Source organism: Rhodopseudomonas sp. RCAM05734, from assembly GCF_052658035.1.
The window spans coordinates 4,219,238-4,243,707 of the sequence record NZ_CP199742.1; the positions used below are offsets into that span (position 1 = coordinate 4,219,238).

A 24,470-nucleotide genomic window follows, 5' to 3' on the forward strand; every position below is an offset into this window, starting at 1 on the left:
TGGTTGCACCGGGCGCCGCAGCGGCGACGGTACCAATTAAGCCCAGTTTGTCGGCTCAAAGCGATGTTCGTCTCTTCTCGCCGCGGCGGCCGCCCTTGTGTTTTGACAGCCGATCCGGTTTCACTCCCGCATCATCCCGTCCCTCCGATTCTTGAGCGTACCCATGCGATTGTCGCGCTATTTTCTGCCCATTCTCAAGGAAACGCCCAAGGAAGCCGAGATCGTCTCGCACCGGCTGATGCTGCGCGCGGGCATGATGCGGCAGGAGGCGGCGGGCATCTATGCCTGGCTGCCGCTGGGCCTGCGGGTGCTCAGGAAGATCGAGCAGATCGTGCGCGAGGAGCAGAACCGCGCCGGCGCCATCGAGCTCCTGATGCCGACGCTGCAGCTCGCCGACCTCTGGCGCGAGAGCGGCCGGTACGACGCCTACGGCCCGGAGATGCTGCGCATCACCGACCGCCATAAGCGCGAACTGCTGTACGGGCCGACCAACGAGGAAATGATCACCGAGATCTTCCGCGGCTATGTGAAGTCGTACAAGAGCCTGCCGCTCAACCTCTATCACATCCAGTGGAAATTCCGCGACGAGCAGCGTCCGCGCTTCGGCGTGATGCGCGGCCGGGAATTCTTCATGAAGGACGGCTATTCCTTCGACATCGACGAGGCCGCCGCCAAGCACAGCTACAACCAGATGTTCGTGGCCTACCTGCGCAGCTTCGCGCGGATGGGGCTGAAGGCGATCCCGATGCGCGCCGAGACCGGGCCGATCGGCGGCGACCATTCCCACGAATTCATCGTGCTGGCCGAGACCGGCGAATCCGCCGTCTATTGCAACAGCGACGTGCTCGAGCTGCCGGTGCCATCAGATGACGTCGACTACAATGCGGATCTCAGCCCGATCATCGAGCAGTGGACGTCACTCTACGCGGCCACCGAGGACGTCCATGATGCGGCGCGCTTTGCCGAAGTGCCGGACGCCAAGAAGGTGCACACCCGCGGCATCGAAGTCGGCCAGATCTTCTACTTCGGCACCAAGTATTCCGACGCCATGAAGGCGCTGGTGGCCGGTCCCGACGGCGCCGAGACGGCGATCCACGGCGGCTCCTACGGCGTCGGCGTGTCGCGGCTTGTGGGCGCGATCATCGAGGCCTGTCATGACGAGAACGGTATCAAGTGGCCGGAGGCGGTGGCGCCGTTCAAGGTGTCGATCCTGAACCTAAAGCAGGGCGCCCCGGAGACCGATGCCGCCTGCGAACAGCTGTACCGCGAGCTTGAGGCGAAGGGCGTCGAGGTCCTGTACGACGACACCGACCAGCGCGCCGGCGGCAAGTTCGCCACCGCCGACCTGATCGGCGTGCCCTGGCAGATCCTGGTCGGCCCCAAGGGCCTGGCCGAAGGCAAGATCGAGCTGAAGCGGCGCAGCGACGGATCGCGCGAGAACATCAGCCTGTCCGAGGCGGTCGCCAGGCTGGCGTCCTGATCACTTATCCACCGACCGGCCGCCGTGGTGCGATCGCGCGACCCGAATTAGCCCGAATCGTGGTGAAGTTCGACCAATGGATGATGTCATGACCGACCCAGTGCGAACTCCACCCTTTGCGGCCTTCGAATGGCTGCTGTCGGGGCGCTATCTGCGCGCCCGGCGCAAGGAGGGATTCATCTCGGTGATCGCCGGGTTTTCGTTTCTCGGCATCCTGCTCGGCGTCGCCACGCTGATCATCGTGATGGCGGTCATGAACGGCTTTCGCAAGGAGCTGCTGGACAAGATCCTCGGCCTCAACGGCCATCTTCTGGTGCAGCCGCTGGAAAGCCCGCTGACCGACTGGAAGGACGTCGCCGACCGCATCAGCGGCGTCAGCGGCGTGCGGCTGGCGGTGCCGGTGGTGGACGGCCAAGCGCTGGCGTCGTCGCCCTTCAATGCCTCCGGCGTGTTCGTGCGCGGCATCCGCTCCGCCGACCTCACCAACCTGACCTCGATTGCCAAGAACATCAAACAGGGCACGCTGGAAAATTTCGACGAGGGGCAGGGTGTGGCCATCGGCCGTCGGCTGGCGGATCAGCTGCCGCTGCACGCCGGTGACAGCATCACGCTGGTGGCGCCGAAGGGGGCGATCACCCCGATGGGCACCACGCCGCGGATCAAGCCGTACCGGATCGCGGCGGTGTTCGAGATCGGCATGTCGGAATATGACGGCACCTTCGTGTTCATGCCGCTGACCGAGGCGCAGGCCTATTTCAACCGCGCCTCCGATGTCACCTCGATCGAGGTCTTCACCACCAATCCCGACAAGATCGACGAGTACCGCAAGAGCGTCACCGAGGCGGCCGGACGCCCGATCTATTTGGTCGACTGGCGGCAGCGCAACTCGACCTTCTTCAATGCTCTGCAGGTCGAGCGCAACGTCATGTTCCTGATCCTGACCATGATCGTGCTGGTGGCGGCGCTCAATATCGTCTCCGGTCTGATCATGCTGGTGAAGGACAAGGGCAGCGACATCGCCATCCTGCGCACCATGGGCGCCTCGCAGGGCTCGATCATGCGGATCTTCCTGATCACCGGCGCGGCGATCGGCGTGGTCGGCACGCTGTCCGGCCTCGTGGTCGGCCTGCTGGTTTGCACCAACATCGAATCGATCCGGCAGTTCATCTCCTGGATGACGTCCACCGAACTGTTTTCGCCGGAGCTGTATTTCCTGTCCAAGCTGCCGGCCGAGATCGACGTCGGCGAGACCAGCGCGGTGGTCGTCATGGCGCTGACGCTGTCGTTCCTCGCCACGCTGTACCCGTCCTGGCGGGCCGCACGGCTCGATCCGGTCGACGCGCTGAGGTACGAGTAGAGATGGCTGACATGGCGCAGGGCGCAGAAGACGTGCCGGTGGTTTATCTTCACGATATCCGCCGCACCTACACCCAGGGCGAGGCCCACCTGACCATCCTCGATGGCGCCAAGCTGGCGCTGTGGGCCGGGCAGTCGGTGGCGCTGGTGGCGCCGTCCGGCTCGGGCAAGTCGACCCTGCTGCATATCGCCGGTCTGCTGGAGAGCCCGGACGAGGGCGAGGTCTATGTGGGCGGCACCGCCACGTCGGGGCTGTCGGACGCCGAGCGCACCCAGATCCGGCGCACCGACATCGGCTTCGTCTACCAGTCGCACCGCCTGCTGCCGGAATTCAGCGCGCTGGAAAACGTCATGCTGCCGCAGATGATCCGGGGGCTGAAGCGCGCGGAGACAGTGAAGCGGGCGACCGAAATCCTGGCCTATCTCGGGCTTGCAGACCGCATCACCCACCGGCCCTCGGAATTGTCAGGCGGCGAGCAGCAGCGCGTCGCCATCGCCCGCGCGGTCGCCAATGCGCCGAAGGTGCTGTTCGCGGACGAGCCCACCGGCAATCTCGATCCGCACACCGCAGATCATGTGTTTCAGGCGCTGATGCAGCTGGTCAAGGCAACCCGGGTGGCGATGCTGATCGTCACCCACAACATGGCGCTGGCCGGACGGATGGATCGCCGGGTGACGCTGGAAAACGGCCACGTGGTCGAGCTGGACTGAGTCTCCCGCCCGACCGCCGCGTCTCAATAGGCGCGGTGCTGGCGGTGACGGCGGCGCGGAGCCGGCTGCTCATCGTCATATTGCCGATTGTAGGCCAGCGCCGGATTCTGGAAGCAGGTCAGGCCAAGGCCGCTCGCGGTTGCCTGGCACTGGGCAAAATTGCTGAAGGTGCACTGGTCCGTATCGAAGCGCGTGCGCATGCAGAACGGATAGTCGCGCGCTTCCGCGGGGGCGATATCGACGGCCGAAAGCGTTCCGATGGCCATCAAGGCAAAGAGGGCTGCGCGCATCATATTCTCCTGCCGACTCGACCGCCGGCCTGTGTGGCTACTAGACATACCAAGCCGGGGGAACCGGCATTCGTCAACTCACATCCCCGCGTTTCGTTGCCGCGCTTTTGTGGACGGAAACGAACCGGAAACGTTTCGTTAAGCTTCGCCGCGGAGCGCGTCTGGCGATCGTTGACTCCGGGAACGAAATGAGAACAATGTTCTTCATATGTTCCTTATGATTCCGGAGGCTGACATGTTGAAGACATTCGTTGAGGAAGCTGCGGCATTGGCGTCGATCGTGCTGTTCATCGGCATGATTGCAGTCTGGGCGCAGGTCATTCCGCAGCTCTGACACGGGCCGGCACGACCGCCGACGGGATAACGGGGACGCTTCGCCCACGGCTCCGGTTTCGCGTGGACAGCCCGGCGCCCAGCCATCACCATGGCTCAGCGAGTCGGCCCTGCGGCCGCCGCTATCCCTCGAGTCGATGATCGCCAGACATGAGCCAAAAGCCCGCAGCCGCGTCCAATGCCGGTTTCGTCCATCTCCACGTGCATTCGGCCTATTCGCTGCTGAAGGGCTCGATCAAGATCCAGAAGCTGGCGGATCTGGCCAAGGCCGACCACCAGCCGGCGCTGGCGCTGACCGACACCGACAACATGTTCGGGGCGCTGGAATTCTCCGAGAAGCTGGTGAGCTACGGCATCCAGCCGATCGTCGGCTGCGAAATGGCGGTGGATTTCGGCGATCAGGATCCGAACGCGCGCCATGCCATGGCGCCGTCGCGGGTCGTGCTACTGGCGACGCGGGAGCGCGGTTACCGCAGCTTGATGAAGCTGAATTCCCGGGCCTTCATGGAGACCCCGACCCACGAGGCGCCGCATATCAAGTTCGACTGGTTCGACGGCGAGACCGAGGACCTGATCCTGCTGACCGGCGGCCCGGAAGGGCCGCTGGCGCTGGCGTTCAATGCCGACCAGGCGGCGCTCGCCGCCGCGCGCTGCGACCGGCTAGCCGCTAAATTCGGCGACCGGCTGTATATCGAATTGCAGCGCCACGGGGTCGACAAGGAACGCCGCGCCGAGGCCGGCCTGATCGATCTGGCCTATTCCCGGGGCTTGCCGCTCGTGGCCACCAACGAGCCGTATTTCGCCGCCGCCGACGATTACGAGGCCCATGATGCCCTGCTGTGCATCGCCGGCGGCAAGCTGATCGCCGATACCGAACGCGAGCAGCCGACCGCCGACCACCGCTTCAAGACCCGCGCCGAGATGGCAGTTCTGTTCGCCGACCTGCCGGAGGCGCTGGCCTCCACGGTGGAGATCGCCGAGCGCTGCGCGTTCCGGCCGCGCACGCGAAAACCGATTCTGCCGCGCTTCACCGTGGGAGCGGGCTCCAATGCCGCCGACGCCGAAAGCGAGGAAGCCGCCGAGCTGAAGCGCCAGGCCGAGGAGGGGCTGCGGCAGCGCCTCAAGGTGCATGGCGTCTCGCAGGGCAAGACGGAAGAGGATTACCGGGCGCGGCTCGATTTCGAGCTCAACGTCATCACCCGCATGAACTATGCCGGCTACTTCCTGATCGTGGCCGACTTCATCAAGTGGGCGAAGTCGCAGGGCATTCCGGTCGGGCCGGGCCGCGGTTCGGGCGCGGGCTCGATGGTCGCCTATGTCATGACCATCACCGACCTCGATCCGCTCCGCTTCGGACTGCTGTTCGAGCGCTTCCTCAATCCCGAGCGCGTGTCGATGCCCGACTTCGACATCGACTTCTGCCAGGACCGCCGCGGCGAGGTCATCACTTATGTGCAGCAGCGCTACGGGCGCGACCAGGTGGCGCAGATCATCACCTTCGGTACGCTGCAGGCGCGCGGCGTGCTGCGCGACGTCGGCCGCGTGCTGCAGATGCCCTACGGGCAGGTCGACAAGCTGACCAAACTGGTACCGCAGAATCCGGCGGCGCCGGTGACGCTGGAGGCGGCGATCGAGTCCGAGCCGAAGCTGCAGGCGTTTCGCGACGAGGACCCGATCGTCAAGCGTGCCTTCGATATCGCGCTGCGCCTCGAGGGCCTGACGCGGCACGCCTCGACCCACGCCGCCGGCATCGTCATCGGCGACCGCCCGCTGTCCGAGCTGGTGCCGATGTATCGCGATCCTAAATCCGACATGCCGGTGACCCAGTTCAACATGAAATGGGTCGAGCCTGCGGGGCTGGTGAAGTTCGACTTCCTCGGCCTGAAGACGCTGACCGTGCTCGACGTCGCGGTGAAGCTGTTGAAGCAGCGCAACCTCGATGTCGATCTGGCGACGCTGCCGCTCGACGACGCAGCCACCTATGCGATGCTGGCCAAGGGCGAAGTGGTCGGTGTGTTCCAGCTGGAAAGCCAGGGCATGCGGCGGGCGCTGGTCGACATGCGGCCGGACAGGTTCGAGGACATCATCGCGCTGGTGGCGCTGTATCGGCCGGGTCCGATGGCCAACATCCCGACCTATTGCGCGCGCAAGCACGGGGACGAGGAGTCCGAGTACCTGCATCCGATGCTGGAGCCGATCCTCAAGGAAACCTACGGCGTCATCATCTACCAGGAACAGGTGATGCAGATCGCCCAGGTGATGGCCGGCTACTCGCTCGGCGACGCCGACCTGTTGCGCCGCGCCATGGGCAAGAAGATCCGCGCCGAGATGGAAAAGCAGCGCGAGATCTTTGTCGCGGGCTCGGTCAAAAACGGTGTCGGCAAGGACCAGGCGAATACGATCTTCGACTTGCTCGCCAAGTTCGCCGACTACGGTTTCAACAAATCGCACGCGGCCGCCTACGCGCTGGTGTCGTATCACACCGCCTACATGAAGGCGCATTATCCGGTGGAGTTCATCGCCGCGTCGATGACGCTGGACATGAGCAACACCGACAAGCTGTCGGAATTTCGCGCCGAGGCGCAGCGGCTCGACATCCGGCTCGAGGCGCCCAACATCAACCGCTCCGGCGCCACTTTCGAAGTGGCGGAGAACACCATCTTCTACGCGCTGGCCGGCCTCAAGGGCGTCGGCGGCAGCGCCGTCGAGCTGATCGTCGGGTCCCGCAAGGATGGGCTGTTCACGTCGCTGGCGGATTTTGCCGCGCGGGCCAATCCGAAAGCGATCAACAAGCGGGTCATCGAGAGTCTCGCGGCGGCCGGCGCCTTCGACACGCTGGACCCCAACCGGGCGCGGGTGTTCGGCGGCGCCGATGCCATCCTGTCGGCCTGCCAGCGCAGCCATGAGGCGAGCACCGTGGGGCAGAACGACATGTTCGGCGGTGCTGCGGACGCGCCGACCATCATGCTGCCGCAGATCGACAACTGGCTGCCGTCCGAAAAGCTGCGCCGCGAATACGACGCCATCGGCTTCTTCCTGTCCGGGCATCCGCTCGACGATTACGCCGTCGTGCTGAAGCGGCTGCGGGTGCAGACCTGGGCGGAGTTTTCGCGCGCCGTGAAGAGCGGCGCGACCGCCGGCAAGGTCGCCGCCACCGTGGTGTCGCGCCAGGAGCGGCGCACCAAGACCGGCAACAAGATGGGCATCTTCGGCCTGTCCGATCCGACCGGGCATTTCGAGGCGGTGATGTTCTCCGAAGGCCTCGCCACCTTCCGCGACGTGCTGGAGCCGGGCGCGGCCGTGCTGATGCAGCTCGGCGCCGAGCTGCAGGGCGAGGACGTCCGCGCCCGCGTGCTGCACGCCGAACCGCTCGACGCCGCCGCCGCCAAGACCCAGAAGGGCCTGCGCATCTTCCTGCGCGATACCAAGCCGCTGGATTCCATCGTCAAGCGGCTGCAGGGCGACGCGCCGGCGGCAGCGCCGACCGGCCGTGGCGTGCTGGCGCCGAAGCCGACGGCGCCGTCGGGCGGCGCCGGGGAGGGCGAGGTCTCGCTGGTGATGATGCTGAACCTCGAGACCGAGGTGGAAATGAAGCTGCCCGGACGTTTCCGCGTCTCGCCGCAGATCGCCGGCGCGCTCAAGGCGGTCACCGGCGTGGTGCAGGTGGAGATGCTGTAGGGGTGATGGAGCTCGTTCGTTCCCCGGACGCGGTGCACTGCGCCGCCAATTGGCGGCGTGGTGCTCCGCAGATCCGGGGGCCCGCATGGACGAAACCGGGATCCCGGATCTGCGGCGCGGCACTTCGCGCCGCACCGCGCCCGGGAAACTAAATCGTTCAGGTCCATGACGAATTTCCGCCCGTTCCAGTCCGCCGATCTCGACGCGCTCTACGCGATCTCTCTGGCGACAGGATTCGAAGGAGGCGACGCGTCGCACCTCTATTACGACCCCAGGCTGATGGGGCTGATCTATTCGGCGCCCTATGCGCTGCTGGAGCCCGAACTTGCGCTCGTGGTCGAGGACCGGGAGGGCGTGGCCGGCTTCGTCGTCGGCGCCGTCGACACGCTCGCCTGGGAACGGAAGCTCGAGCGGGACTGGTGGCCGTCGCTGCGACGGCAGTATCCCGCTCCAGCAGAGGACCAGATGGCGTTATGGACCCCCGACCAGCGCCGAGCATTCATGATCCATCGTCCTACGCTCACGCCGCCCGCCGTGGCCGAGAATTATCCCGCGCACCTTCACATGAACCTGCTGCCGCGCCTGCAGCGGCAAGGCGTTGGAGCCAAGCTGCTGCAGGACTGGCTCGCGATCGCAGCGGCGCATGGCGGCCAAGCCGTCCACGTCGGGGTCAACCGGGCCAACGCTGGCGGGATGCAGTTCTGGAAAAAGCTGGGTTTTGCCGAATTGAGCCATGACGGACTCGCGGATGGACGGACCGTCTGGATGGGGCTGGGATAGATCCGATGCGGATATCTCCGCTGTTCAAGTCGCCAGCACTACCTTTTTCAGGGGGCCGGCAGGGCAATCGAACCGAACGAAGCCTTCGGATAGAGGTAATCCTCGCCGGATTCATCGATGATCCGCAGCAAGCCGCTCTTGTCGGCTTCCAGGTCGGGGAGGGCGATATAAATCTTTCGCCCTTCCAACGAGGCGGCGTGGCCTTCGTTGTCGAGGCACACGACAAGCTGTTCTGACGATGTTTTTGCCATGGTCACTGCCCTCAAAGGAGCTGCTTGATCTTGATCGCGGTGGCTAATCGGCCCAATTCTACGCTCAGAGGCCTCGGACGGTAATTTTGAAGCGCCTGTCCAGTGCGGCATCCTATCCGCAAGAAAGGTGCCCGAGGAGACGGCAAGTGGCCGGATTTCCTTGCTTATCCCGGGAATCCGGCTATATACCGCGCCATCTCACACGGAAGCATGGCTTAGCGGCCGTCCGGTGGCATTCCGGCCTCACAGCAGATTTCCTGCCTAAACGCTTGATTGCTCACACGCTTCCGGAGGAACCAACCGGAGAATTAGAACTATGGCGATCCCTGAATTTTCTATGCGTCAGCTTCTCGAAGCCGGCGTGCATTTCGGCCACCAGTCGCACCGCTGGAACCCGAAGATGGCTGATTACATCTTCGGCGCGCGCAACAACATCCACATCATCGATCTCGCCCAGACCGTGCCGCTGCTTCACCGCGCGCTGCAGGCTGTGTCGGACACCGTCGCCAAGGGCGGCCGCATCCTGTTCGTCGGCACCAAGCGCCAGGCCCAGGACGTCGTCGCGGAAGCTGCCAAGCGTTCGGCGATGTACTTCGTCAATTCTCGCTGGCTCGGCGGCACGCTGACCAACTGGAAGACCATTTCCGGTTCGATCAAGCGCCTGCGCCACCTCGACGAAGTGCTGAATTCCGGCGATGCCTCGGCCTACACCAAGAAGGAGCGTCTGACGCTGCAGCGCGAGCGCGACAAGCTCGACCGTTCGCTCGGTGGCATCAAGGACATGGGCGGTCTGCCCGACCTGATCTTCGTGATCGACACCAACAAGGAAGACATCGCGATCCAGGAAGCCCAGCGTCTGGGCATCCCGGTGGCGGCGATCGTCGACACCAACTGCGACCCCAAGGGCATCACCTATGTGGTTCCCGGCAATGACGACGCCGGCCGTGCGCTGACGCTGTATTGCGACCTGATCGCCCGCGCCGTCATCGATGGTATCGGTCGCGCCCAGGGCGATTCCGGCTTCGACATCGGCGCCTCCGCCGCCCCGATCCCGGAAGCCATTGCGGCGCCGGAAGCGGTCGGCTTCCAGGGCCTGGCTGGTCCGCGCGGCACCGCCGACGACCTCAAGAAGCTCACCGGCGTGTCCGGTGCGATCGAGAAGAAGTTCAACGACCTCGGCATCTTCCACTTCTGGCAGCTGGCCGAGCTCGATCACGATACCGCGCACAAGATCGGCGAAGAGGTCGGCCTGCCGACCCGTGCCGATGGCTGGGTTGCCCAGGCCAAGGCGATGACCGCGGAAGCGGAATAAACAACACGCGTCTTGTGGCCGGACACCCGTCCGGCCACAATTCCATGTTCACACACTCACGATAGTTTCCTGATGGCAAAGCGGGGCGTGCAGCATTAGCTGCGCCACGCGCGCACTGACAGGCAAAGGGTTTAACGATGGCAACGATTACTGCAGCGATGGTCAAGGACCTCCGCGAGACCACCGGCGTCGGCATGATGGATTGCAAGAATGCACTGGCCGCCAATGACGGCGACATGCAGGCGTCGATCGACTGGCTGCGCGCCAAGGGTCTTTCCAAGGCCGCCAAGAAGGCTGACCGCGTCGCTGCGGAAGGTCTGATCGGCGTCGTCACCGCCGGCGCCAAGGGCGTCGTCGTTGAAGTCAATTCCGAGACCGATTTCGTCGCCCGCAACGAGCAGTTCCAGGGCCTGGTCAAGATGATCGCCCAGGTCGCGCTGAAGGTCGGCGGCGATGTCGATGCGATCAAGGCGCACAAGGTCGGCGACGTCACCGTCGAAACCGCGATCACCGAAGCGATTGCGACCATCGGCGAGAACATGTCGCTGCGCCGCGCCGCCGTGCTCGAAGTCTCGGCCGGCGTTGTTTCCAGCTACGTGCACAACGCCGTGACCGAAGGTCTCGGCAAGATGGGCATCATCGTCGCGCTGGAATCCACCGGCAAGACCGACGAGCTCGCTGTGCTCGGCAAGCAGATCGCCATGCATGTCGCCGCCGCCAACCCGCAGGCGCTGGATTCGGCGTCGCTCGATCCCGCCATCGTGGCGCGCGAGAAGGACGTGATGGCCGACAAGTACCGCCAGCAGGGCAAGCCCGAGGCGATGATCGAGAAGATCGTCGAGAACGGCCTGAAGACCTACTACAAGGAAGTGTGCCTGCTCGATCAGGCATTCATCCACGACACGTCGAAGTCGGTCGCACAGGCCGTCAAGGAAGCCGAAGGCAAGGTCGGCGCGCCGATCAAGGTTGCCGGCTTCGTGCGCTATGCGCTCGGCGAAGGCATCGAGAAGCAGACCTCCGACTTCGCCGCCGAAGTCGCCGCCGCCAGCGGCCAGAAGTAACCATCGGACAAGACCTCCCGGCATGTCATGCCGGGAGTGGCCGCGCGCGGAAGGAAAGCGATCGCATCATGGGTGAGCCGCTGTATCGTCGCGTCGTGATCAAGCTGTCCGGCGAGTATTTCGCCGGCGACCAATCGTTCGGTATCGACCAGCCCACGATCGACCGCATCGCCGGCGACCTCATTGCAGCGCAGCAGCTCGGCGTCGAGGTTGCGGTGGTGGTCGGCGGCGGCAACATCTTCCGCGGCGTGGAAGTGTCGGCGCGCGGGGTGTCGCGGCCGACCGGCGACACCATGGGCATGCTGGCCACTGTAATGAATTGCCTGGCGCTGGAGGCCGCGATCGAGCGGCGCGCAGTGCCGGCGCGGACCCTGTCGGCGATGGTGATGCCGCAGGTCTGCGAGCTCTTTACCCGCAGCGCGGCGCATAAATGCCTGTCCGAAGGCCGCATCGTTCTGCTGGCCGGCGGCACCGGCAATCCGTACTTCACGACCGATACCACGGCAGTGCTGCGGGCCGCCGAAATCGGCGCCCAAGCGGTGCTGAAAGCCACCAATGTTGATGGCGTCTACAGCGCCGATCCGAAGAAGGATCCGGCCGCGACGCGTTTCGAGCGCCTCAGCCATTCGCAGGCGGTCGAGGGCAATTACAAGGTGATGGATGCGACCGCTTTCGCGCTTGCCCGCGAGACATCGCTGCCTATCATCGTATTTTCCATCGCCGAGCCCGGTTCGATCGGCGCCATTTTGAGCGGTACGGGTCGCGGCACCATCGTCGCGGGCTAAACGTCAGTACAGGTCGGATCCGCGGTCGTTCGTGGACCCAGCCGAAGAATTCAGGAGGAGAGCTTTATGGCCCCCATGGCCCCATTCGATATCAACGACCTGAAGCGTCGCATGCAGGGTGCCACCGCCGCGCTCAAGCACGAGTTGGGCGGTCTGCGCACCGGCCGTGCCGCGGCCTCGATGCTCGAGCCGGTGCAGGTTGAAGCCTATGGCAGCCACATGCCGCTGAACCAGGTGGCCACCGTCAGCGTGCCGGAGCCGCGCCTGCTGTCGGTTCAGGTGTGGGACAAGTCGATGGTCAAGGCCGTCGAAAAGGCGATCGTCGACTCCAATCTCGGCCTCAGCCCCGCCACCGAAGGCCAGGTCCTGCGTCTGCGCATTCCCGAGCTGAACGAAGAGCGCCGCAAGGAACTGGTCAAGGTCGGCAACAAGTATGCCGAGGCCGCCAAGGTCGCCGTGCGCCATGTCCGCCGCGACGGCATCGACCACATCAAGAAGCTCGAAAAGGCCCACGAGATCACCGAGGACGACCAGAAGCGCCTGGATAACGAGGTCCAGAAGGCGACCGACGCGTCGATCGCCGAGATCGATCAGTTGCTGGCGGCCAAGGAAAAGGAAATCATGACGGTCTAGGTGCGGACCGCCTGCACCGGCCGAACGCTTTCATTTGGGCACGGGGCAGGCGAAAAGACGTTCTCCTTTACCCGTTCATGCTCTAGCGTGAATGATCCCCGGGCGGCCATCGGTGATGCCGCCCGCGACGTGCAACCTGTTGATTTGGAGTATTCTTTTGCGGCGGACGGAATTGTGCGTCGCCGCAGGGTGCTTCAGGGATTGATCGATGTCGAACGCCGCCGCGCCCGCAACCGATGGATCTGACCGATCCATGCCGTTGCACGTCGCGATTATCATGGATGGCAACGGACGCTGGGCTGCGGCACGCGGCCTGCCGCGCGTGGAAGGCCATCGCCGCGGCGTCGAGGCGCTGCGCCGCGTGGTGCGGGCCGCCAACGAACTCGGCATTCTCTACCTGACGATTTTCTCCTTCAGCTCCGAGAACTGGTCGCGTCCGGCCACCGAGATCGGCGACCTGTTCGGCCTGCTGCGCCGCTTCATCCGCAACGATCTGGCGACCTTGCATCGTGACGGCGTGCGCGTGCGGGTGATCGGCGAACGCACCGGACTCGATCCCGACATTTGCGCGTTGCTGAAGGAAGCCGAGGATCTCACGCGCGACAATACCAAGCTGACGCTCGTCGTCGCTTTCAACTACGGCGCTCGTCAGGAGATCGCCAATGCCGCGCAGCGCTTGGCGCAAGAAGTTGCCGAGGGTAAGCGCGATCCCGCCTCGATCAATGCCGACGTGCTTGGTCAGTATCTGGACGCACCGGATATCCCGGATCCCGACCTGATCATCCGCACCTCCGGCGAGCAGCGGCTGTCCAACTTCCTGATGTGGCAGGCCGCCTATAGCGAACTGGTGTTCGTGCCGATCCACTGGCCGGATTTCGACAAGGCGGCGCTGGAAGGCGCGATCGCCGAATATGCCCGCCGCGAGCGCCGCTTCGGCGGCCTCGTCGCAAAGACCGGTTCGTGACGGGCGTGAATCACGACGACGCGACACCGAAGCAGGTGGACGATCGCGGTTTGCGAAATCTTCTGATGCGCGTGCTTGCGGCACTGGTGATGGTCCCCATTGCCGTTGCCATTGCCTATGCCGGTGGCTGGCTGTGGTTCAGCCTTGTGGCGCTGGTGTCCGTCGGACTGTTCGTCGAATGGGTCATGATCGTCGGCCGCAATGCAGGCTGGATTGTCGTCGGCGTCATCTATGCCTTCGCCGCGTTGCTGGCTTCGGTCGTGGTGCGGCTCGATCCGCTCTGGGGATTCGCCGCGTTGATGTTCGTTCTGCTGGTGGTCTGGGTCACCGATATCGGCGGCTATTTCGCGGGCAGGGGCATCGGCGGTCCGAAGCTGTGGCCGCGCATCAGCCCCAAGAAGACATGGGCCGGCGCCATCGGCGGCCTGGTGCTCAGCCTGGCTGTGGCGGCGGGCTTCGCCTGGTTCGGCGTCGGCCGTCTGCTGCCGCTGCTTGCGCTTGCCGCGGTGCTGACGGTGGTCTCGCAACTCGGCGACCTGTTCGAATCCGCGGTGAAGCGCAACTTCGGCGTCAAGGATTCCAGCCACATCATTCCCGGTCACGGCGGCTTGCTGGATCGGTTCGACGGTTACGTGTTCGCAGTTGTTGTAGCTGCGTTGATCGGTTTTTTGCGGGGCGGCGCCGATGGCGTCGGCCGCGGTCTTATGGTTTGGTAAAAAAATGAGCGCAGTCCCATTGCGAAACAACAAGGCCGCGGCGTCCGCCGTGCGCAGCGTCAGCGTGCTCGGTGCCACCGGCTCGATCGGCGACAGCACCATGGACCTGCTGCGGGCGTCGCCCGAGCGGTATCAGGTGGAGGCCCTGACCGCGAACACCAATGTTACCGGGCTGGTCAAGCTGGCGAAAGAGTTCGGCGCACGCTACGTGGCGCTGGCCGATGCCTCGTTGCTCGGCGAACTGCGTGCGGCTCTGGCGGGGACCGGGATCGCCAGCGGTGCCGGTGACAGCGCGATCGTCGAGGCGGCCGAGCGGCCAGCGGATTGGGTCATGGCGGCCGTGTCAGGGGCTGCCGGACTGAAACCGGCGCTGGCCGCCGTCGATCGCGGCGCCACCATCGCGCTGGCCAACAAGGAATGCCTGGTTTGCGCCGGCGATTTTTTCATGGAGCGGGCCGCAAAGGCCGGCGCCTGTATCCTGCCTGCGGATTCCGAGCACAACGCGCTGTTCCAGGCGCTGGGATCTGGCAACCGCGAAGAACTCATCCGTGTCATCATCACCGCCTCCGGCGGACCGTTCCGCACTTGGGCTGCCGCCGACATCGAGCAGGCCACCCTGGCGCAGGCGCTCAAGCATCCGAACTGGAGCATGGGGCAGAAGATCACCATCGATTCCGCATCGATGATGAACAAGGGCCTCGAGGTGATCGAGGCGTCCTATCTGTTCGCGCTGTCGCCCGACGAAATCGAAGTGCTGGTGCATCCGCAGTCGATCATCCACGGCATGGTCGAGTTTTCCGACTGCTCGGTGATGGCGCAGATGGGGGCGCCGGACATGCGCACGCCGATCGCCCATTGCCTGGGCTGGCCGGACCGTATCGTCGGCCGCGCCGCGACCCTCGATCTCGCCAAGATCGGATCGCTGACGTTTGAAGCGCCGGATTATGCCCGGTTCCCCGGCCTGAAGCTGGCCTATGACGCGCTGCGCACGGGCCATGGCGCGACCACGGTCTACAACGCCGCCAATGAAATCGCGGTGGCGGCCTTCATTGCCCAGAAAATCCGCTTCGGCGCCATCGCGCGCCTGGTCGAGGCCACCATGGATGGCTGGGTGCGGGCAGGGAACCTGGCGCCGCTGAGCTCGGCGGACGACGCCATCGCCGTTGACCATAACGCGCGAAAAATGGCTGCCACCCTCTTGCCTCAAATTGCCGCAAAGGCATCCTAGATCATTGGGGACGGGGCCTTTGGCCCCGCGGTAGGGGAATTGGGATGTTCGACTTTTTTCTAAATAGTTTCAATACGTTGAGCCACGGTGTGGTGGGCTACATCATTCCCTTCCTGTTCGTCCTGACGATCGTCGTTTTCTTCCACGAACTCGGCCACTTTCTGGTCGCCCGCTGGAACGGTGTGAAGGTCCTGACCTTCTCGCTCGGCTTCGGGCCAGAGCTGATCGGTTTCAACGACCGGCACAACACCCGCTGGAAGATCTCGGCGATTCCGCTCGGCGGCTACGTGAAATTCTTCGGCGACGAGAGTGAGGCCAGCACGCCATCGAGCGCCGCGCTGGCCACCATGACCGCGGAAGAGCGCGAGGGCAGCTTCCATCACAAGTCGGTCGGTGCGCGCGCCGCCGTGGTCGCCGCCGGCCCGATCGCCAATTTCATTCTGGCCATCGTGATTTTCACCTGCCTTTTCACGTTTTTCGGCAAGCCCAGCACCACGGCGCAGGTCGATACCGTGCAGGTCGGCAGCGCCGCGGCGGCCGCGGGGTTCCAGTCCGGCGACGTCATCAAGTCGATCGACGGAAACGCCATCGGCAGCTTCTCCGATATGCAGCGCATCGTCGGCATCAAGGCCGGCGAGCAGCTCACCTTCAGCATCAAGCGGGGCGATTCGACCGTCGAGCTGAAGGCAACCCCGGAACTCAAGGAAGTCAAAGACAGCTTCGGCAACGTCCACCGCCTCGGCGTGCTGGGCATTACCCGCTCGGCGGCGGCCGGCGAGGCGACCACCGAGAAGGTTAACCCGGCCGCGGCCTTTGTGCTCGGCGTCAAGGAGACCTGGTTCGTGGTCGATCGCACGCTGGCCTATATCGGCGGCGTCTTTACCGGCCGCGAGGCGGCCGACCAAGTCGGCGGCCCGCTGCGAATCGCCCAGATCTCCGGCCAGGTGGCGACCATCGGGGTGACCGCGCTGATTCACCTCGCGGCGGTCCTTTCGATCTCCATCGGCCTGCTTAACCTTTTCCCGGTACCCCTGCTGGATGGCGGACACCTGCTGTTCTACGCCTTTGAGGCGGCGCGCGGCCGTCCGTTGTCGGAGCGGGCGCAGGAGATGGGGTTCCGGATTGGATTGGGTTTGGTGCTGATGCTGATGGTATTTGCGACCTACAACGACATTCTGCATCTGGCGGCGTCATGAGTCGCGACCTTGATTGCGTGGCCGATGGGCAACGTCTTGGAATGAAATTGGAATTGCAGTGCGAAAGGCCGTTTGCCAGTCCGGTAAAATTGGCTACAAGCATGGCAACAAATGGGATTCTGTCAGTCCGTAGGGGTGCGGGCTGGCGATGGAATGATAAGGGCGCGTTGCGCATGAAGTTTGGAATGCGAGTGTTGCGGGGAAGCGTTCTGGCTGCCCTCATGTTGGTCGCCATGCCGGTTGCAGCCACGGTGACCGCAGCGCTTCTGGCGTCGCCGGCCGTTGCCCAGACCTCGGCGTCGATTGCCGTTGAAGGCAATCGTCGAGTCGATGTGGAAACGATCCGTTCCTATTTCAAGCCCGGCCCGGGTGGTCGCCTCGACCAGGGCAACATCGATGACGGTCTCAAGGCCCTGATCGAGACCGGCCTGTTCCAGGATGTCAGAATCAACCAGGGCGGCGGCCGGCTGACGGTCGTCGTTGTCGAGAATCCGGTGATCGGGCGCGTTGCCTTCGAGGGCAACAAGAAGGTCAAGGATGACCAGCTCAGCGCCGAAGTGCAGTCCAAGCCGCGTGGCACGCTGTCGCGTCCGATGGTGCAGGCCGACGCCTCGCGTATCGCCGAAATCTATCGCCGCTCGGGCCGCTATGACGTCAGCGTCACGCCCGAGATCATCGAACAGCCGAACAATCGCGTCGACCTGATCTTCACCGTCAACGAAGGCCAGAAGACCGGCGTCAAGACGATCAACTTCATCGGCAACAACTTCTATTCGTCCTATCGCCTCAAGGACGTCATCAAGACCCGTGAATCCAACCTGCTGAGCTTCCTGGCTTCGGGCGATATCTACGATCCGGACCGTGTCGAGGCCGATCGCGACCTGATCCGTCGCTATTATCTGAAGAACGGCTTTGCCGATGTGCAGGTCGTGGCCGCGCTCACGGAATACGATACCGAGCGCAAGGGCTTCCTGGTGACCTTCAAGATCGAGGAGGGCGCCCAGTACCGCGTTTCTTCCGTCGACTTCCAGTCCACTATTCCGACGCTCGATGGCAATTCGCTGCGCGGCTTCTCCCGCGTCAATGTCGGCTCGCTCTACAACGCCGAGGCGCTGGAGAAGTCCGTCGAAGAAATGCAGATCGAGACCTCGCGTCGCGGCTACGCCTTTGCCGTGGTCCGTCCGCGCGGCGATCGTAACTTCGAGCAGCACACCGTTTCGATCTCCTTTTCCATCGAGGAAGGTCCGCGCACCTACATCGAGCGCATCAATGTGCGCGGCAACACCCGTACCCGCGACTATGTGATCCGCCGCGAATTCGATATTGCCGAAGGCGACGCGTATAACCGCGCGCTGGTCGATCGTGCCGAGCGCCGCCTGAAGAACCTCGACTTCTTCAAGAGCGTCAAGGTGACGACCGAGCCGGGATCGAGCAGCGATCGCGTGATCCTGGTGGTCGATCTTGAAGAAAAATCCACGGGCGACTTCTCGGTCTCCGGCGGCTATTCCACTACCGATGGCGCCCTGGGCGAGGTCAGCGTTTCCGAGCGTAACTTCCTCGGCCGCGGCCTGTTCGCCAAGGCGTCGGTGCAGTACGGCCAGTACGCACGTGGTTACTCGCTGTCGTTCGTCGAGCCGTACCTGCTCGACTACCGTGTTGCGCTTGGTCTCGATTTCTACCAGAAGCAGCAGCTGTCCAACCAGTACATCTCGTACAACACGAAGACGCTCGGCTTCAGCCCGCGGCTCGGCTTCCAGCTCCGGGAAGATCTGTCGCTGCAGCTGCGCTACTCGATCTATCAGCAGGAAATCTCGCTTCCGGCTGCATACTCGAATTGCAACAACTTCAACCCTACGACGCTGACGCCTGGCGCAATCAACGCTGCGGCTGGAACTCTTTCGGCTGTTGACCCCGGCAATTCGGCCACATGGGGCTGCTACGCCGACGGCGAGTCCTCGCTGCCGGTCCGACGGGAGCTGGCAAGCGGCAAGTCGCTGACCTCGCTGGTCGGCTATACGCTGAACTACAACACCCTCGACAATAACAAGAACCCCACCGACGGCCTGTTCCTCGAGTGGAAGCAGGACTACGCCGGTGTCGGTGGCGACGTCAGCTACATCAAGAGCTCGTTCGACGCCAAGTACTACACTCCGCTGGTGGCCGATATCGTCGGTATCATCCACGGGCAGGGCGGTATCCTGAACAAGGCCGGCAGCAGCGACATCCGCATGCTCGACCACTTCCAGATGGGTTCCAACCTGGTTCGCGGCTTCGCGCCGAACGGTATTGGTCCGCGCGACATCAGCTATGTTGCGCTGGGTGCGACCGGCGATGCGCTGGGCGGCACCAAGTATTGGGGCGCGTCGGCGGAATTGCAGATGCCGTTCTGGTTCCTGCCGAAGGAAGTCGGGATCAAGGGCGCGCTCTATGCCGATGCCGGTTCGCTTTGGGACTACCAGGGGCCGACCACATGGTCTGCGACGGGCGAGACCACGGCGGCAAGGAACGGTGTGGCTCTGAACGGCGCCAACTGCACGCCTTCCAGCAAGACGACCGTCGGCAACTGTACCGGCCTGCAATATGACGACACCAATCTCGTTCGTACCTCGGTCGGTGTCGGCTTGATCTGGCAGTCCCCGTTCGGCCCGTTGCGCTTCGACTATGCTATTCCGCTCACGAAGGGCCAGTTCGATCGCGTCCAGCAGTTCAAGTTTGGCGGCGGAACTTCGTTCTGAGTTTGATCAACGGCCGGACCGCGACGGGTGGAATGGCACAACCGACATTCTTCAGGAAATTCACTTCGTTGACGCTGGCTGAGATCGCCATGTCAACGAAGTCGGATCTGGCCGACGCCGCGTGCGCCGACCAGATGGTGACCGGTCTTGCCTCGCTGGACGAGGCCGGCCCTGGGCATCTGGCCTTCTTCGACAATGTCCGTTACGTCGACCAGCTCGCCAAGACGCGCGCAGGCGCGGTTCTGGTGAACGAACGCCACGCGGCGAGCGTTCCTCCACATGTCTCGGTTCTCCGCGCCAAAAAGCCGTTTGCTGCCTTTGTGCGGCTGCACCGCGAACTGCAGCAGGATGCGTTGCGTCCTCAATCGGGCTTCGCGCTGACCGGTATCGCGGTATCAGCGGTCATCCATGCCACCGCACGGCTGGAAGACGACGTGACCGTCGATCCGCTGGCTGTGATCGGTCCCGATGTCGAGATTGGTTCGGGCTCGGTGATCGGCTCAGGCGCGGTGATCGCGGCCGGCGTGAAGATCGGCCGCGACTGCAACGTCGGCGCCGGCTCGACGATCCAGTTCGCTCTGATCGGCAACAACGTCCTGATTCACCCGGGCTGCCGTATCGGCCAGGACGGATTCGGCTTCATCTATGGCGCCGAGGGCCACCTCAAGGTGCCGCAGGCCGGCAGGGTGCTGATCCAGAACAACGTGGAGATCGGTGCCGGCACCAGCATCGACCGCGGAAGCCTGCGCGACACCATCGTCGGCGAGGGCACCAAGATCGATAACCAGGTCCAGATCGGCCACAACGTGACCATCGGGCGGCATTGTCTCATCGCCGCCAAATGCGGCCTTGCCGGCAGCCTGACCCTCGGCGACAACGTCGTTCTGGGCGCCATGGTCGGTCTTAACAACCATATTACCATCGGCGACGGCGCGCAGGTCACTGCCATGAGCGGCGTCAAGGACAGTATCCCTGCCAGAGGGCGCTGGGGTGGCTTCTTTGCCAAGCCGACCAAACAATGGTTTCGCGAAATTCTCGCGGTGGAAAAGCTCGGACGCGACAGCGCCCCGGGCGCGGATGCGGGGTCGCAGGATGCGACAGACGAGGGGCGGCAATGACCGACAAAGCACCAATCGATCTTGTGTCGCCGATTGCCTATGAGCTGGTCGACATCAACACGATCCTCAAGACCCTGCCGCATCGCTACCCGTTCCTGCTGATCGACCGGGTCGTCAACATCCGCAAGGATTACAGCGGTATCGGCATCAAGAACGTCACCATCAACGAGCCGGCCTTTCTCGGCCATTTCCCGGATCGGCCGGTGTATCCGGGCGTGCTGATGATCGAGGGCATGGCGCAGACCGCCGGCGTCATCGGTATCATGTCTGTGGAGGGGACCGAGAAGCCGCGCGCGGTCTACTTCCTGACCATCGACAAGTGCAAGTTCCGCAAGCCCGTGATGCCCGGCGACACCGTCGAATATCACATGACCAGCATCGGCCGAAAAAAGACCATGTGGTGGTTTCACGGCGATGCCAAGGTCAATGGCGTCACCGTGGCCGAAGCCAACGTCGGTGCGATGCTGACGGACTGATATGGTGTCCCGGACGCGCGCCTCCTGACGGAGGCGCACTGCACCGCGTCCGGGACACAATTCCAGCCTACTGCTTCGTCGCCTTGACGATCTTCTTGTTGAGATGGCCGGTCTCGTGGTCGCGGCGCAGCTGGCTGAGCGAGGTCTCGTTGAGTTTGGACAGCACCTCGCCGAGCGTGGCGTTGTCCTGGAAGCCCGCTGCGAAACTCTTGCCGTAGATCGCGCGCAGCGTGCTCAGCTGCGTGTTGCCGTGCTTCTGGCCGATCGCGCCATCGGACGTGCGATGGCGGCTGTCGAGCGTCGTATGCTCTTTCATCGTTTCTCTCCCCGTGTTTGCGACGTTGCGCGGTCATGAGACTGCGCCCCGGAAAACGACTTGGCAACTCCGCGACCGGGCTACCCGCAGGCCGTGCGGGCGCGGGCAGCCTGAAACAGTGCATCATCAAACGTCACTGGACAGCCTCCAACGCGCGCGCTAACCAACGGAAAACCCACCATATTCACGCGACACCCGGCTGAAACTGGACCTTTCGATGAGCATGATCGATCCCACGGCGCGAATTGAAGATGGCGCCGTCATTGGTGAGGGCACCACCGTCGGCCCGTATTGCGTCATCGGCCCCAACGTCGTGATCGGCGCCAACTGCAAGCTGATCGCCCATGTGCACATCACCGCCCAGACCTCCATCGGCGACGGCTGCACGATCTATCCGTTTGCGTCGCTGGGCACGCCGCCGCAGTCGCTGAGCTACAAGGGCGAGCTGACGAAGCTGGTGATCGGCAACGGCTGCACCATCCGTGAATCCGTCACCATGAATGCCGGCACCGTGGCCGGCGGCGGCATCACCACGGTCGGCGATCGCGGCTACTTCATGAACTGCAGCCATGTCGGCCATGACTGCCATGTCGGCAACGATGTGATCTTCGCGACCTCGGCGACGCTCGGCGGTCATTGCGAGATCGGCGATTTCGTCTTCATGGGCGGACTGTCGGCGGTGCACCAGTTCACCCGCATCGGTCCGCAGGTGATGGTCGGCGGCATCTGCGGCGTGCGCGGCGACATCATTCCGTTCGGCCTCGCCAACGGCCAGTATGCCAGCCTCGAAGGCCTCAATATCATCGGCATGAAGCGCCGCAAGTTCACCAAGGAACGGCTGGCGCTGGTGCGCTCGTTCTATCAGAAACTGTTTCACGGCGACGGCATGTTTGCCGAGCGGTTGGCGCGCGTGCTGCCGATGGCGTCGGAAGATCCCGCCATCGCCGAGATCCTGGCCTTCATCGGCGCCGGCAAGCATCGCGCGCTGTGCCTGCCCGAAGGCAATAAAACCAGCGCTTGAGGATCGGACAGCGGCGAGCCATGACCGATCGGGATCCTTCCAACTCATCGCCGGTCGGGTTGATCGCAGGCGGCGGCGCGCTGCCGTTCGCGGTCGCGGACTCGCTGCTGGCGCGCGGCATCACGCCGGTGCTGTTCGCGCTGCAGGGGATCTGCGATCCCGCAGCCGCAGCGCGCTATCGCCATCACTGGATCCCGATCGGCCAGCTCGGCCGCCTGGCCCGGCTGATGCGCGGCGACGGATGCCGTGACCTCGTTTTCATCGGCACTCTGGTGCGGCCGGCGCTCTCGGAGATCCGCCTCGACTGGGGCACGCTGCGCGCCATGCGCCACATCCTGTCGGCGTTTCGCGGCGGCGACGACCATCTGCTGACCGGCATCGGCCGCATCTTCGAGCGGCAGGGCTTTCGCCTGCTCGGGATCAAGGACGTGGCGCCGGATCTCCTGATGCCGGCGGGCTCGCTGACCCGCGCGGTGCCCGATGCGGATGCCGAGGCCGACATCGCCAAGGGCCGCGCCGTGCTGCGCGCGCTGAGCCCGTTCGACATCGGCCAGGCCACCGTGGTGATCGACGGTCACGTCGTGGGGGTCGAGGACATTGAGGGCACCGACGGGCTGCTGGCGCGGGTGGCGCGGCTGCGCGGCGAAAACCGCATTCGCGCCAAGGCCGGGCGCGGCGTGCTGGTGAAGGCGCCGAAGAGCGGTCAGGACCTGCGCTTCGATCTCCCGACCCTTGGGCCGCAAACCATTGCGCGTGCGATCGCGGCTGAGCTTGCCGGCATCGCCATCGTCGCCGGCAACACCATCGTCGCCGAACCGCAGGCCATGATCGCGGCCGCGGATGGCGCCGGCCTGTTCGTCACCGGACTGCCGGCATGACACCCCCGCGAAAGATCTTTCTCGTCGCCACCGAGGAGTCCGGCGACCGGCTCGGCGCGGCGCTGATGAAAGTGCTGCGGCAGCGGCTCGGCGAGAATGTGGTGTTCGAAGGTGTCGGCGGCACGTCGATGGCGCGCGAAGGCCTGGTCTCGCTGTTTCCCATCGCAGAGCTGTCCATCATGGGATTCTCGGCGATCCCAAAGAAGCTGCCGATGATCCTGCGGCGGCTGCGCGAGACCACCGGCGCGGTGCTAAAGGCGGCGCCGGATATTCTCGTCATCATCGACAGTCCCGATTTCACCCACCGCGTGGCGCGCCGGGTGCGACGGCGCGCGCCCTCGATTCCCATCGTCGATTACGTCTCGCCATCGGTATGGGCCTGGCGGCCCGGCCGCGCAGCGGCGATGCGCGGCTATATCGATCACGTGCTGGCATTGCTGCCGTTCGAGCCGGATGCCCATCGGCGGCTCGGCGGGCCGCCTTGCACCTATGTCGGCCACCCCTTGATCGAGCAGACCGCCGAGTTGCGGCCGAATGCCGAAGAGCAGGCGCGGCGCGATGCGCAGCCGCCGCTGTTGCTGGTGCTGCCGGGCAGCCGGCGCAGCGAGATCCGCCACCACATGGCGATCTTCGGCGCGACGCTCGGGCTGTTGCAGCAGCAGGGCGTGGCGTTCGAACTGGTGCTGCCGACCATGCCGCATCTGGTGGACGCCATCTCCGCCGCCCTGAAGCAATGGCCGGTGCAGCCGCGCGTGGTGGTCGGCGAGCACGACAAGCGCGCTGCATTCCGGACCGCCTATGCCGCGCTGTGCAAGTCGGGGACGTCGACGCTGGAACTGGCCGTGGCGGGCGTGCCGATGGTCGGGGCCTACAAAGGCGGCGCAACCGAAGCCTGGATCGTGCGGCGGCGGATCACGTCGGCATCGGTGATCCTCGCTAATCTCGTGGTCGGCGAGAACGTCGTGCCGGAATTCATCCAGCAGGACTGCAGCCCCGAAAAACTCGCGCCGGCCTTGCGCGATGTGCTCGGGGCCACACCACTGCGGCAGCGCCAGATCGAGGCCTTTGCACGGCTCGACACCATCATGGCCACCGGCAAGGCCTCGCCAAGCGTTGGCGCGGCCGAGATCGTGTTGTCGCTGCTGACCTGAG

Annotated in this window: 22 protein-coding genes; 19 read left to right on the forward strand and 3 right to left on the reverse strand. The window is 64.4% G+C overall.

Translation table 11 applies throughout. The features are described from left to right. Positions 1–163 precede the first annotated feature (163 nt). The 3 genes from proS to ACUXVA_RS19940 all read left to right on the forward strand — a co-directional run bounded on the left by proS (position 164) and on the right by ACUXVA_RS19940 (position 3,547). Positions 164–1,480, forward strand: coding sequence for a proline--tRNA ligase (gene proS / locus ACUXVA_RS19930; protein ID WP_445487679.1), 1,317 nt, complete (start codon positions 164–166; stop codon positions 1,478–1,480). An 88-nt stretch (positions 1,481–1,568) separates the two neighbouring features. Beyond that, positions 1,569–2,837 carry a lipoprotein-releasing ABC transporter permease subunit gene (locus ACUXVA_RS19935; RefSeq protein ID WP_445487681.1) on the forward strand — a complete coding sequence of 423 codons (1,269 nt, stop codon included), beginning with the start codon at positions 1,569–1,571 and terminating at the stop codon, positions 2,835–2,837. A gap of 11 nt (positions 2,838–2,848) precedes the next feature. Continuing rightward, positions 2,849–3,547 carry an ABC transporter ATP-binding protein gene (locus ACUXVA_RS19940; RefSeq protein WP_265083736.1) on the forward strand — a complete coding sequence of 233 codons (699 nt, stop codon included), beginning with the start codon at positions 2,849–2,851 and terminating at the stop codon, positions 3,545–3,547. A 23-nt stretch (positions 3,548–3,570) separates the two neighbouring features. On the opposite strand, the gene ACUXVA_RS19945 is transcribed toward ACUXVA_RS19940, so the two are convergent. Then, entirely contained in the window at positions 3,571–3,837 is a 267-nt protein-coding gene (locus ACUXVA_RS19945) for a DUF3551 domain-containing protein (protein WP_265078763.1), read from the reverse strand. Between the two features lie 483 nt (positions 3,838–4,320). On the opposite strand from ACUXVA_RS19945, the gene dnaE reads away from it, so the two are divergent. Together dnaE and ACUXVA_RS19955 are read left to right on the forward strand one after the other, a co-directional pair. Further along, on the forward strand, positions 4,321–7,848 hold the full coding sequence (gene dnaE / locus ACUXVA_RS19950) for a DNA polymerase III subunit alpha (RefSeq protein ID WP_445487683.1): 3,528 nt from the start codon (positions 4,321–4,323) through the stop codon (positions 7,846–7,848). Between the two features lie 165 nt (positions 7,849–8,013). Then, entirely contained in the window at positions 8,014–8,628 is a 615-nt protein-coding gene (locus tag ACUXVA_RS19955; RefSeq protein ID WP_445487685.1) for a GNAT family N-acetyltransferase, read from the forward strand. A 47-nt stretch (positions 8,629–8,675) separates the two neighbouring features. Here ACUXVA_RS19955 and ACUXVA_RS19960 read toward each other — a convergent pair whose 3' ends face one another. Further along, positions 8,676–8,879: a hypothetical protein gene (locus ACUXVA_RS19960; protein WP_265078761.1), complete on the reverse strand. Its 204-nt coding sequence runs from the start codon at positions 8,877–8,879 to the stop codon at positions 8,676–8,678. Positions 8,880–9,195: 316 nt separating this feature from the next. Between ACUXVA_RS19960 and ACUXVA_RS19965 the strand changes: the two genes are divergently transcribed. The 11 genes from ACUXVA_RS19965 to fabZ all read left to right on the forward strand — a co-directional run bounded on the left by ACUXVA_RS19965 (position 9,196) and on the right by fabZ (position 21,103). After that, positions 9,196–10,191, forward strand: a complete 996-nt coding sequence (locus ACUXVA_RS19965) for a 30S ribosomal protein S2 (protein WP_265078760.1) — start codon at positions 9,196–9,198, stop codon at positions 10,189–10,191. A gap of 137 nt (positions 10,192–10,328) precedes the next feature. Further along, positions 10,329–11,252 (forward strand): translation elongation factor Ts, encoded by a 924-nt coding sequence (gene tsf / locus ACUXVA_RS19970; RefSeq protein ID WP_445487688.1) that lies wholly within the window; start codon positions 10,329–10,331, stop codon positions 11,250–11,252. 68 nt (positions 11,253–11,320) lie between these two features. After that, positions 11,321–12,037, forward strand: coding sequence for a UMP kinase (gene pyrH, locus ACUXVA_RS19975; protein ID WP_445487690.1), 717 nt, complete (start codon positions 11,321–11,323; stop codon positions 12,035–12,037). 66 nt (positions 12,038–12,103) lie between these two features. After that, positions 12,104–12,670: a ribosome recycling factor gene (gene frr / locus ACUXVA_RS19980; protein WP_413776369.1), complete on the forward strand. Its 567-nt coding sequence runs from the start codon at positions 12,104–12,106 to the stop codon at positions 12,668–12,670. 208 nt (positions 12,671–12,878) lie between these two features. After that, a complete protein-coding gene (locus ACUXVA_RS19985) occupies positions 12,879–13,634 on the forward strand; it encodes an isoprenyl transferase (RefSeq protein WP_265078757.1) in 756 nt (251 codons plus the stop codon). A 65-nt stretch (positions 13,635–13,699) separates the two neighbouring features. After that, a complete protein-coding gene (locus tag ACUXVA_RS19990; RefSeq protein WP_445493316.1) occupies positions 13,700–14,350 on the forward strand; it encodes a phosphatidate cytidylyltransferase in 651 nt (216 codons plus the stop codon). Positions 14,351–14,354: 4 nt separating this feature from the next. Beyond that, the gene (gene dxr / locus ACUXVA_RS19995; protein WP_265078756.1) at positions 14,355–15,578 is read left to right on the forward strand and encodes a 1-deoxy-D-xylulose-5-phosphate reductoisomerase; all 1,224 of its coding nucleotides are present in this window, start codon (positions 14,355–14,357) and stop codon (positions 15,576–15,578) included. Positions 15,579–15,622: 44 nt separating this feature from the next. Continuing rightward, positions 15,623–16,774, forward strand: coding sequence for an RIP metalloprotease RseP (rseP, locus tag ACUXVA_RS20000; RefSeq protein ID WP_445487693.1), 1,152 nt, complete (start codon positions 15,623–15,625; stop codon positions 16,772–16,774). A 173-nt stretch (positions 16,775–16,947) separates the two neighbouring features. Further along, complete coding sequence (gene bamA / locus ACUXVA_RS20005) at positions 16,948–19,509, forward strand: outer membrane protein assembly factor BamA (RefSeq protein WP_265078755.1); 2,562 nt, start codon at positions 16,948–16,950, stop codon at positions 19,507–19,509. A 32-nt stretch (positions 19,510–19,541) separates the two neighbouring features. Then, positions 19,542–20,627: a UDP-3-O-(3-hydroxymyristoyl)glucosamine N-acyltransferase gene (gene lpxD, locus ACUXVA_RS20010; protein ID WP_445487696.1), complete on the forward strand. Its 1,086-nt coding sequence runs from the start codon at positions 19,542–19,544 to the stop codon at positions 20,625–20,627. Continuing rightward, positions 20,624–21,103 carry a 3-hydroxyacyl-ACP dehydratase FabZ gene (gene fabZ, locus ACUXVA_RS20015; RefSeq protein WP_265078753.1) on the forward strand — a complete coding sequence of 160 codons (480 nt, stop codon included), beginning with the start codon at positions 20,624–20,626 and terminating at the stop codon, positions 21,101–21,103. Before lpxD ends, fabZ begins: the two co-directional genes overlap by 4 nt. A 67-nt stretch (positions 21,104–21,170) precedes the next feature. On the opposite strand, the gene ACUXVA_RS20020 is transcribed toward fabZ, so the two are convergent. After that, complete coding sequence (locus ACUXVA_RS20020) at positions 21,171–21,419, reverse strand: hypothetical protein (RefSeq protein ID WP_265078752.1); 249 nt, start codon at positions 21,417–21,419, stop codon at positions 21,171–21,173. Between the two features lie 217 nt (positions 21,420–21,636). Between ACUXVA_RS20020 and lpxA the strand changes: the two genes are divergently transcribed. The 3 genes from lpxA to lpxB are packed head-to-tail and all read left to right on the forward strand — an operon-like array spanning position 21,637 to position 24,469. Beyond that, on the forward strand, positions 21,637–22,440 hold the full coding sequence (gene lpxA, locus ACUXVA_RS20025; protein WP_265078751.1) for an acyl-ACP--UDP-N-acetylglucosamine O-acyltransferase: 804 nt from the start codon (positions 21,637–21,639) through the stop codon (positions 22,438–22,440). A gap of 20 nt (positions 22,441–22,460) precedes the next feature. Then, the gene (locus tag ACUXVA_RS20030) at positions 22,461–23,318 is read left to right on the forward strand and encodes an LpxI family protein (protein ID WP_265078750.1); all 858 of its coding nucleotides are present in this window, start codon (positions 22,461–22,463) and stop codon (positions 23,316–23,318) included. Next, entirely contained in the window at positions 23,315–24,469 is a 1,155-nt protein-coding gene (gene lpxB / locus ACUXVA_RS20035; protein ID WP_445487699.1) for a lipid-A-disaccharide synthase, read from the forward strand. The genes ACUXVA_RS20030 and lpxB overlap by 4 nt, the downstream gene beginning before the upstream one ends. The last annotated feature ends 1 nt before the right edge of the window (position 24,470 follow it).

What these genes read in the sequence shown, in the direction of transcription:
- proS (WP_445487679.1), top strand. Translation starts at nt 164, where the DNA reads ATGCGATTGTCGCGCTATTTTCTGCCCATTCTCAAGGAAACGCCCAAG.
- ACUXVA_RS19935 (WP_445487681.1), top strand. Translation starts at nt 1,569, where the DNA reads ATGACCGACCCAGTGCGAACTCCACCCTTTGCGGCCTTCGAATGGCTG.
- ACUXVA_RS19940 (WP_265083736.1), top strand. Translation starts at nt 2,849, where the DNA reads ATGGCGCAGGGCGCAGAAGACGTGCCGGTGGTTTATCTTCACGATATC.
- ACUXVA_RS19945 (WP_265078763.1), bottom strand. Translation starts at nt 3,837, where the DNA reads ATGCGCGCAGCCCTCTTTGCCTTGATGGCCATCGGAACGCTTTCGGCC.
- dnaE (WP_445487683.1), top strand. Translation starts at nt 4,321, where the DNA reads ATGAGCCAAAAGCCCGCAGCCGCGTCCAATGCCGGTTTCGTCCATCTC.
- ACUXVA_RS19955 (WP_445487685.1), top strand. Translation starts at nt 8,014, where the DNA reads ATGACGAATTTCCGCCCGTTCCAGTCCGCCGATCTCGACGCGCTCTAC.
- ACUXVA_RS19960 (WP_265078761.1), bottom strand. Translation starts at nt 8,879, where the DNA reads ATGGCAAAAACATCGTCAGAACAGCTTGTCGTGTGCCTCGACAACGAA.
- ACUXVA_RS19965 (WP_265078760.1), top strand. Translation starts at nt 9,196, where the DNA reads ATGGCGATCCCTGAATTTTCTATGCGTCAGCTTCTCGAAGCCGGCGTG.
- tsf (WP_445487688.1), top strand. Translation starts at nt 10,329, where the DNA reads ATGGCAACGATTACTGCAGCGATGGTCAAGGACCTCCGCGAGACCACC.
- pyrH (WP_445487690.1), top strand. Translation starts at nt 11,321, where the DNA reads ATGGGTGAGCCGCTGTATCGTCGCGTCGTGATCAAGCTGTCCGGCGAG.
- frr (WP_413776369.1), top strand. Translation starts at nt 12,104, where the DNA reads ATGGCCCCCATGGCCCCATTCGATATCAACGACCTGAAGCGTCGCATG.
- ACUXVA_RS19985 (WP_265078757.1), top strand. Translation starts at nt 12,879, where the DNA reads ATGTCGAACGCCGCCGCGCCCGCAACCGATGGATCTGACCGATCCATG.
- ACUXVA_RS19990 (WP_445493316.1), top strand. Translation starts at nt 13,700, where the DNA reads ATGCGCGTGCTTGCGGCACTGGTGATGGTCCCCATTGCCGTTGCCATT.
- dxr (WP_265078756.1), top strand. Translation starts at nt 14,355, where the DNA reads ATGAGCGCAGTCCCATTGCGAAACAACAAGGCCGCGGCGTCCGCCGTG.
- rseP (WP_445487693.1), top strand. Translation starts at nt 15,623, where the DNA reads ATGTTCGACTTTTTTCTAAATAGTTTCAATACGTTGAGCCACGGTGTG.
- bamA (WP_265078755.1), top strand. Translation starts at nt 16,948, where the DNA reads ATGAAGTTTGGAATGCGAGTGTTGCGGGGAAGCGTTCTGGCTGCCCTC.
- lpxD (WP_445487696.1), top strand. Translation starts at nt 19,542, where the DNA reads ATGGCACAACCGACATTCTTCAGGAAATTCACTTCGTTGACGCTGGCT.
- fabZ (WP_265078753.1), top strand. Translation starts at nt 20,624, where the DNA reads ATGACCGACAAAGCACCAATCGATCTTGTGTCGCCGATTGCCTATGAG.
- ACUXVA_RS20020 (WP_265078752.1), bottom strand. Translation starts at nt 21,419, where the DNA reads ATGAAAGAGCATACGACGCTCGACAGCCGCCATCGCACGTCCGATGGC.
- lpxA (WP_265078751.1), top strand. Translation starts at nt 21,637, where the DNA reads ATGAGCATGATCGATCCCACGGCGCGAATTGAAGATGGCGCCGTCATT.
- ACUXVA_RS20030 (WP_265078750.1), top strand. Translation starts at nt 22,461, where the DNA reads ATGACCGATCGGGATCCTTCCAACTCATCGCCGGTCGGGTTGATCGCA.
- lpxB (WP_445487699.1), top strand. Translation starts at nt 23,315, where the DNA reads ATGACACCCCCGCGAAAGATCTTTCTCGTCGCCACCGAGGAGTCCGGC.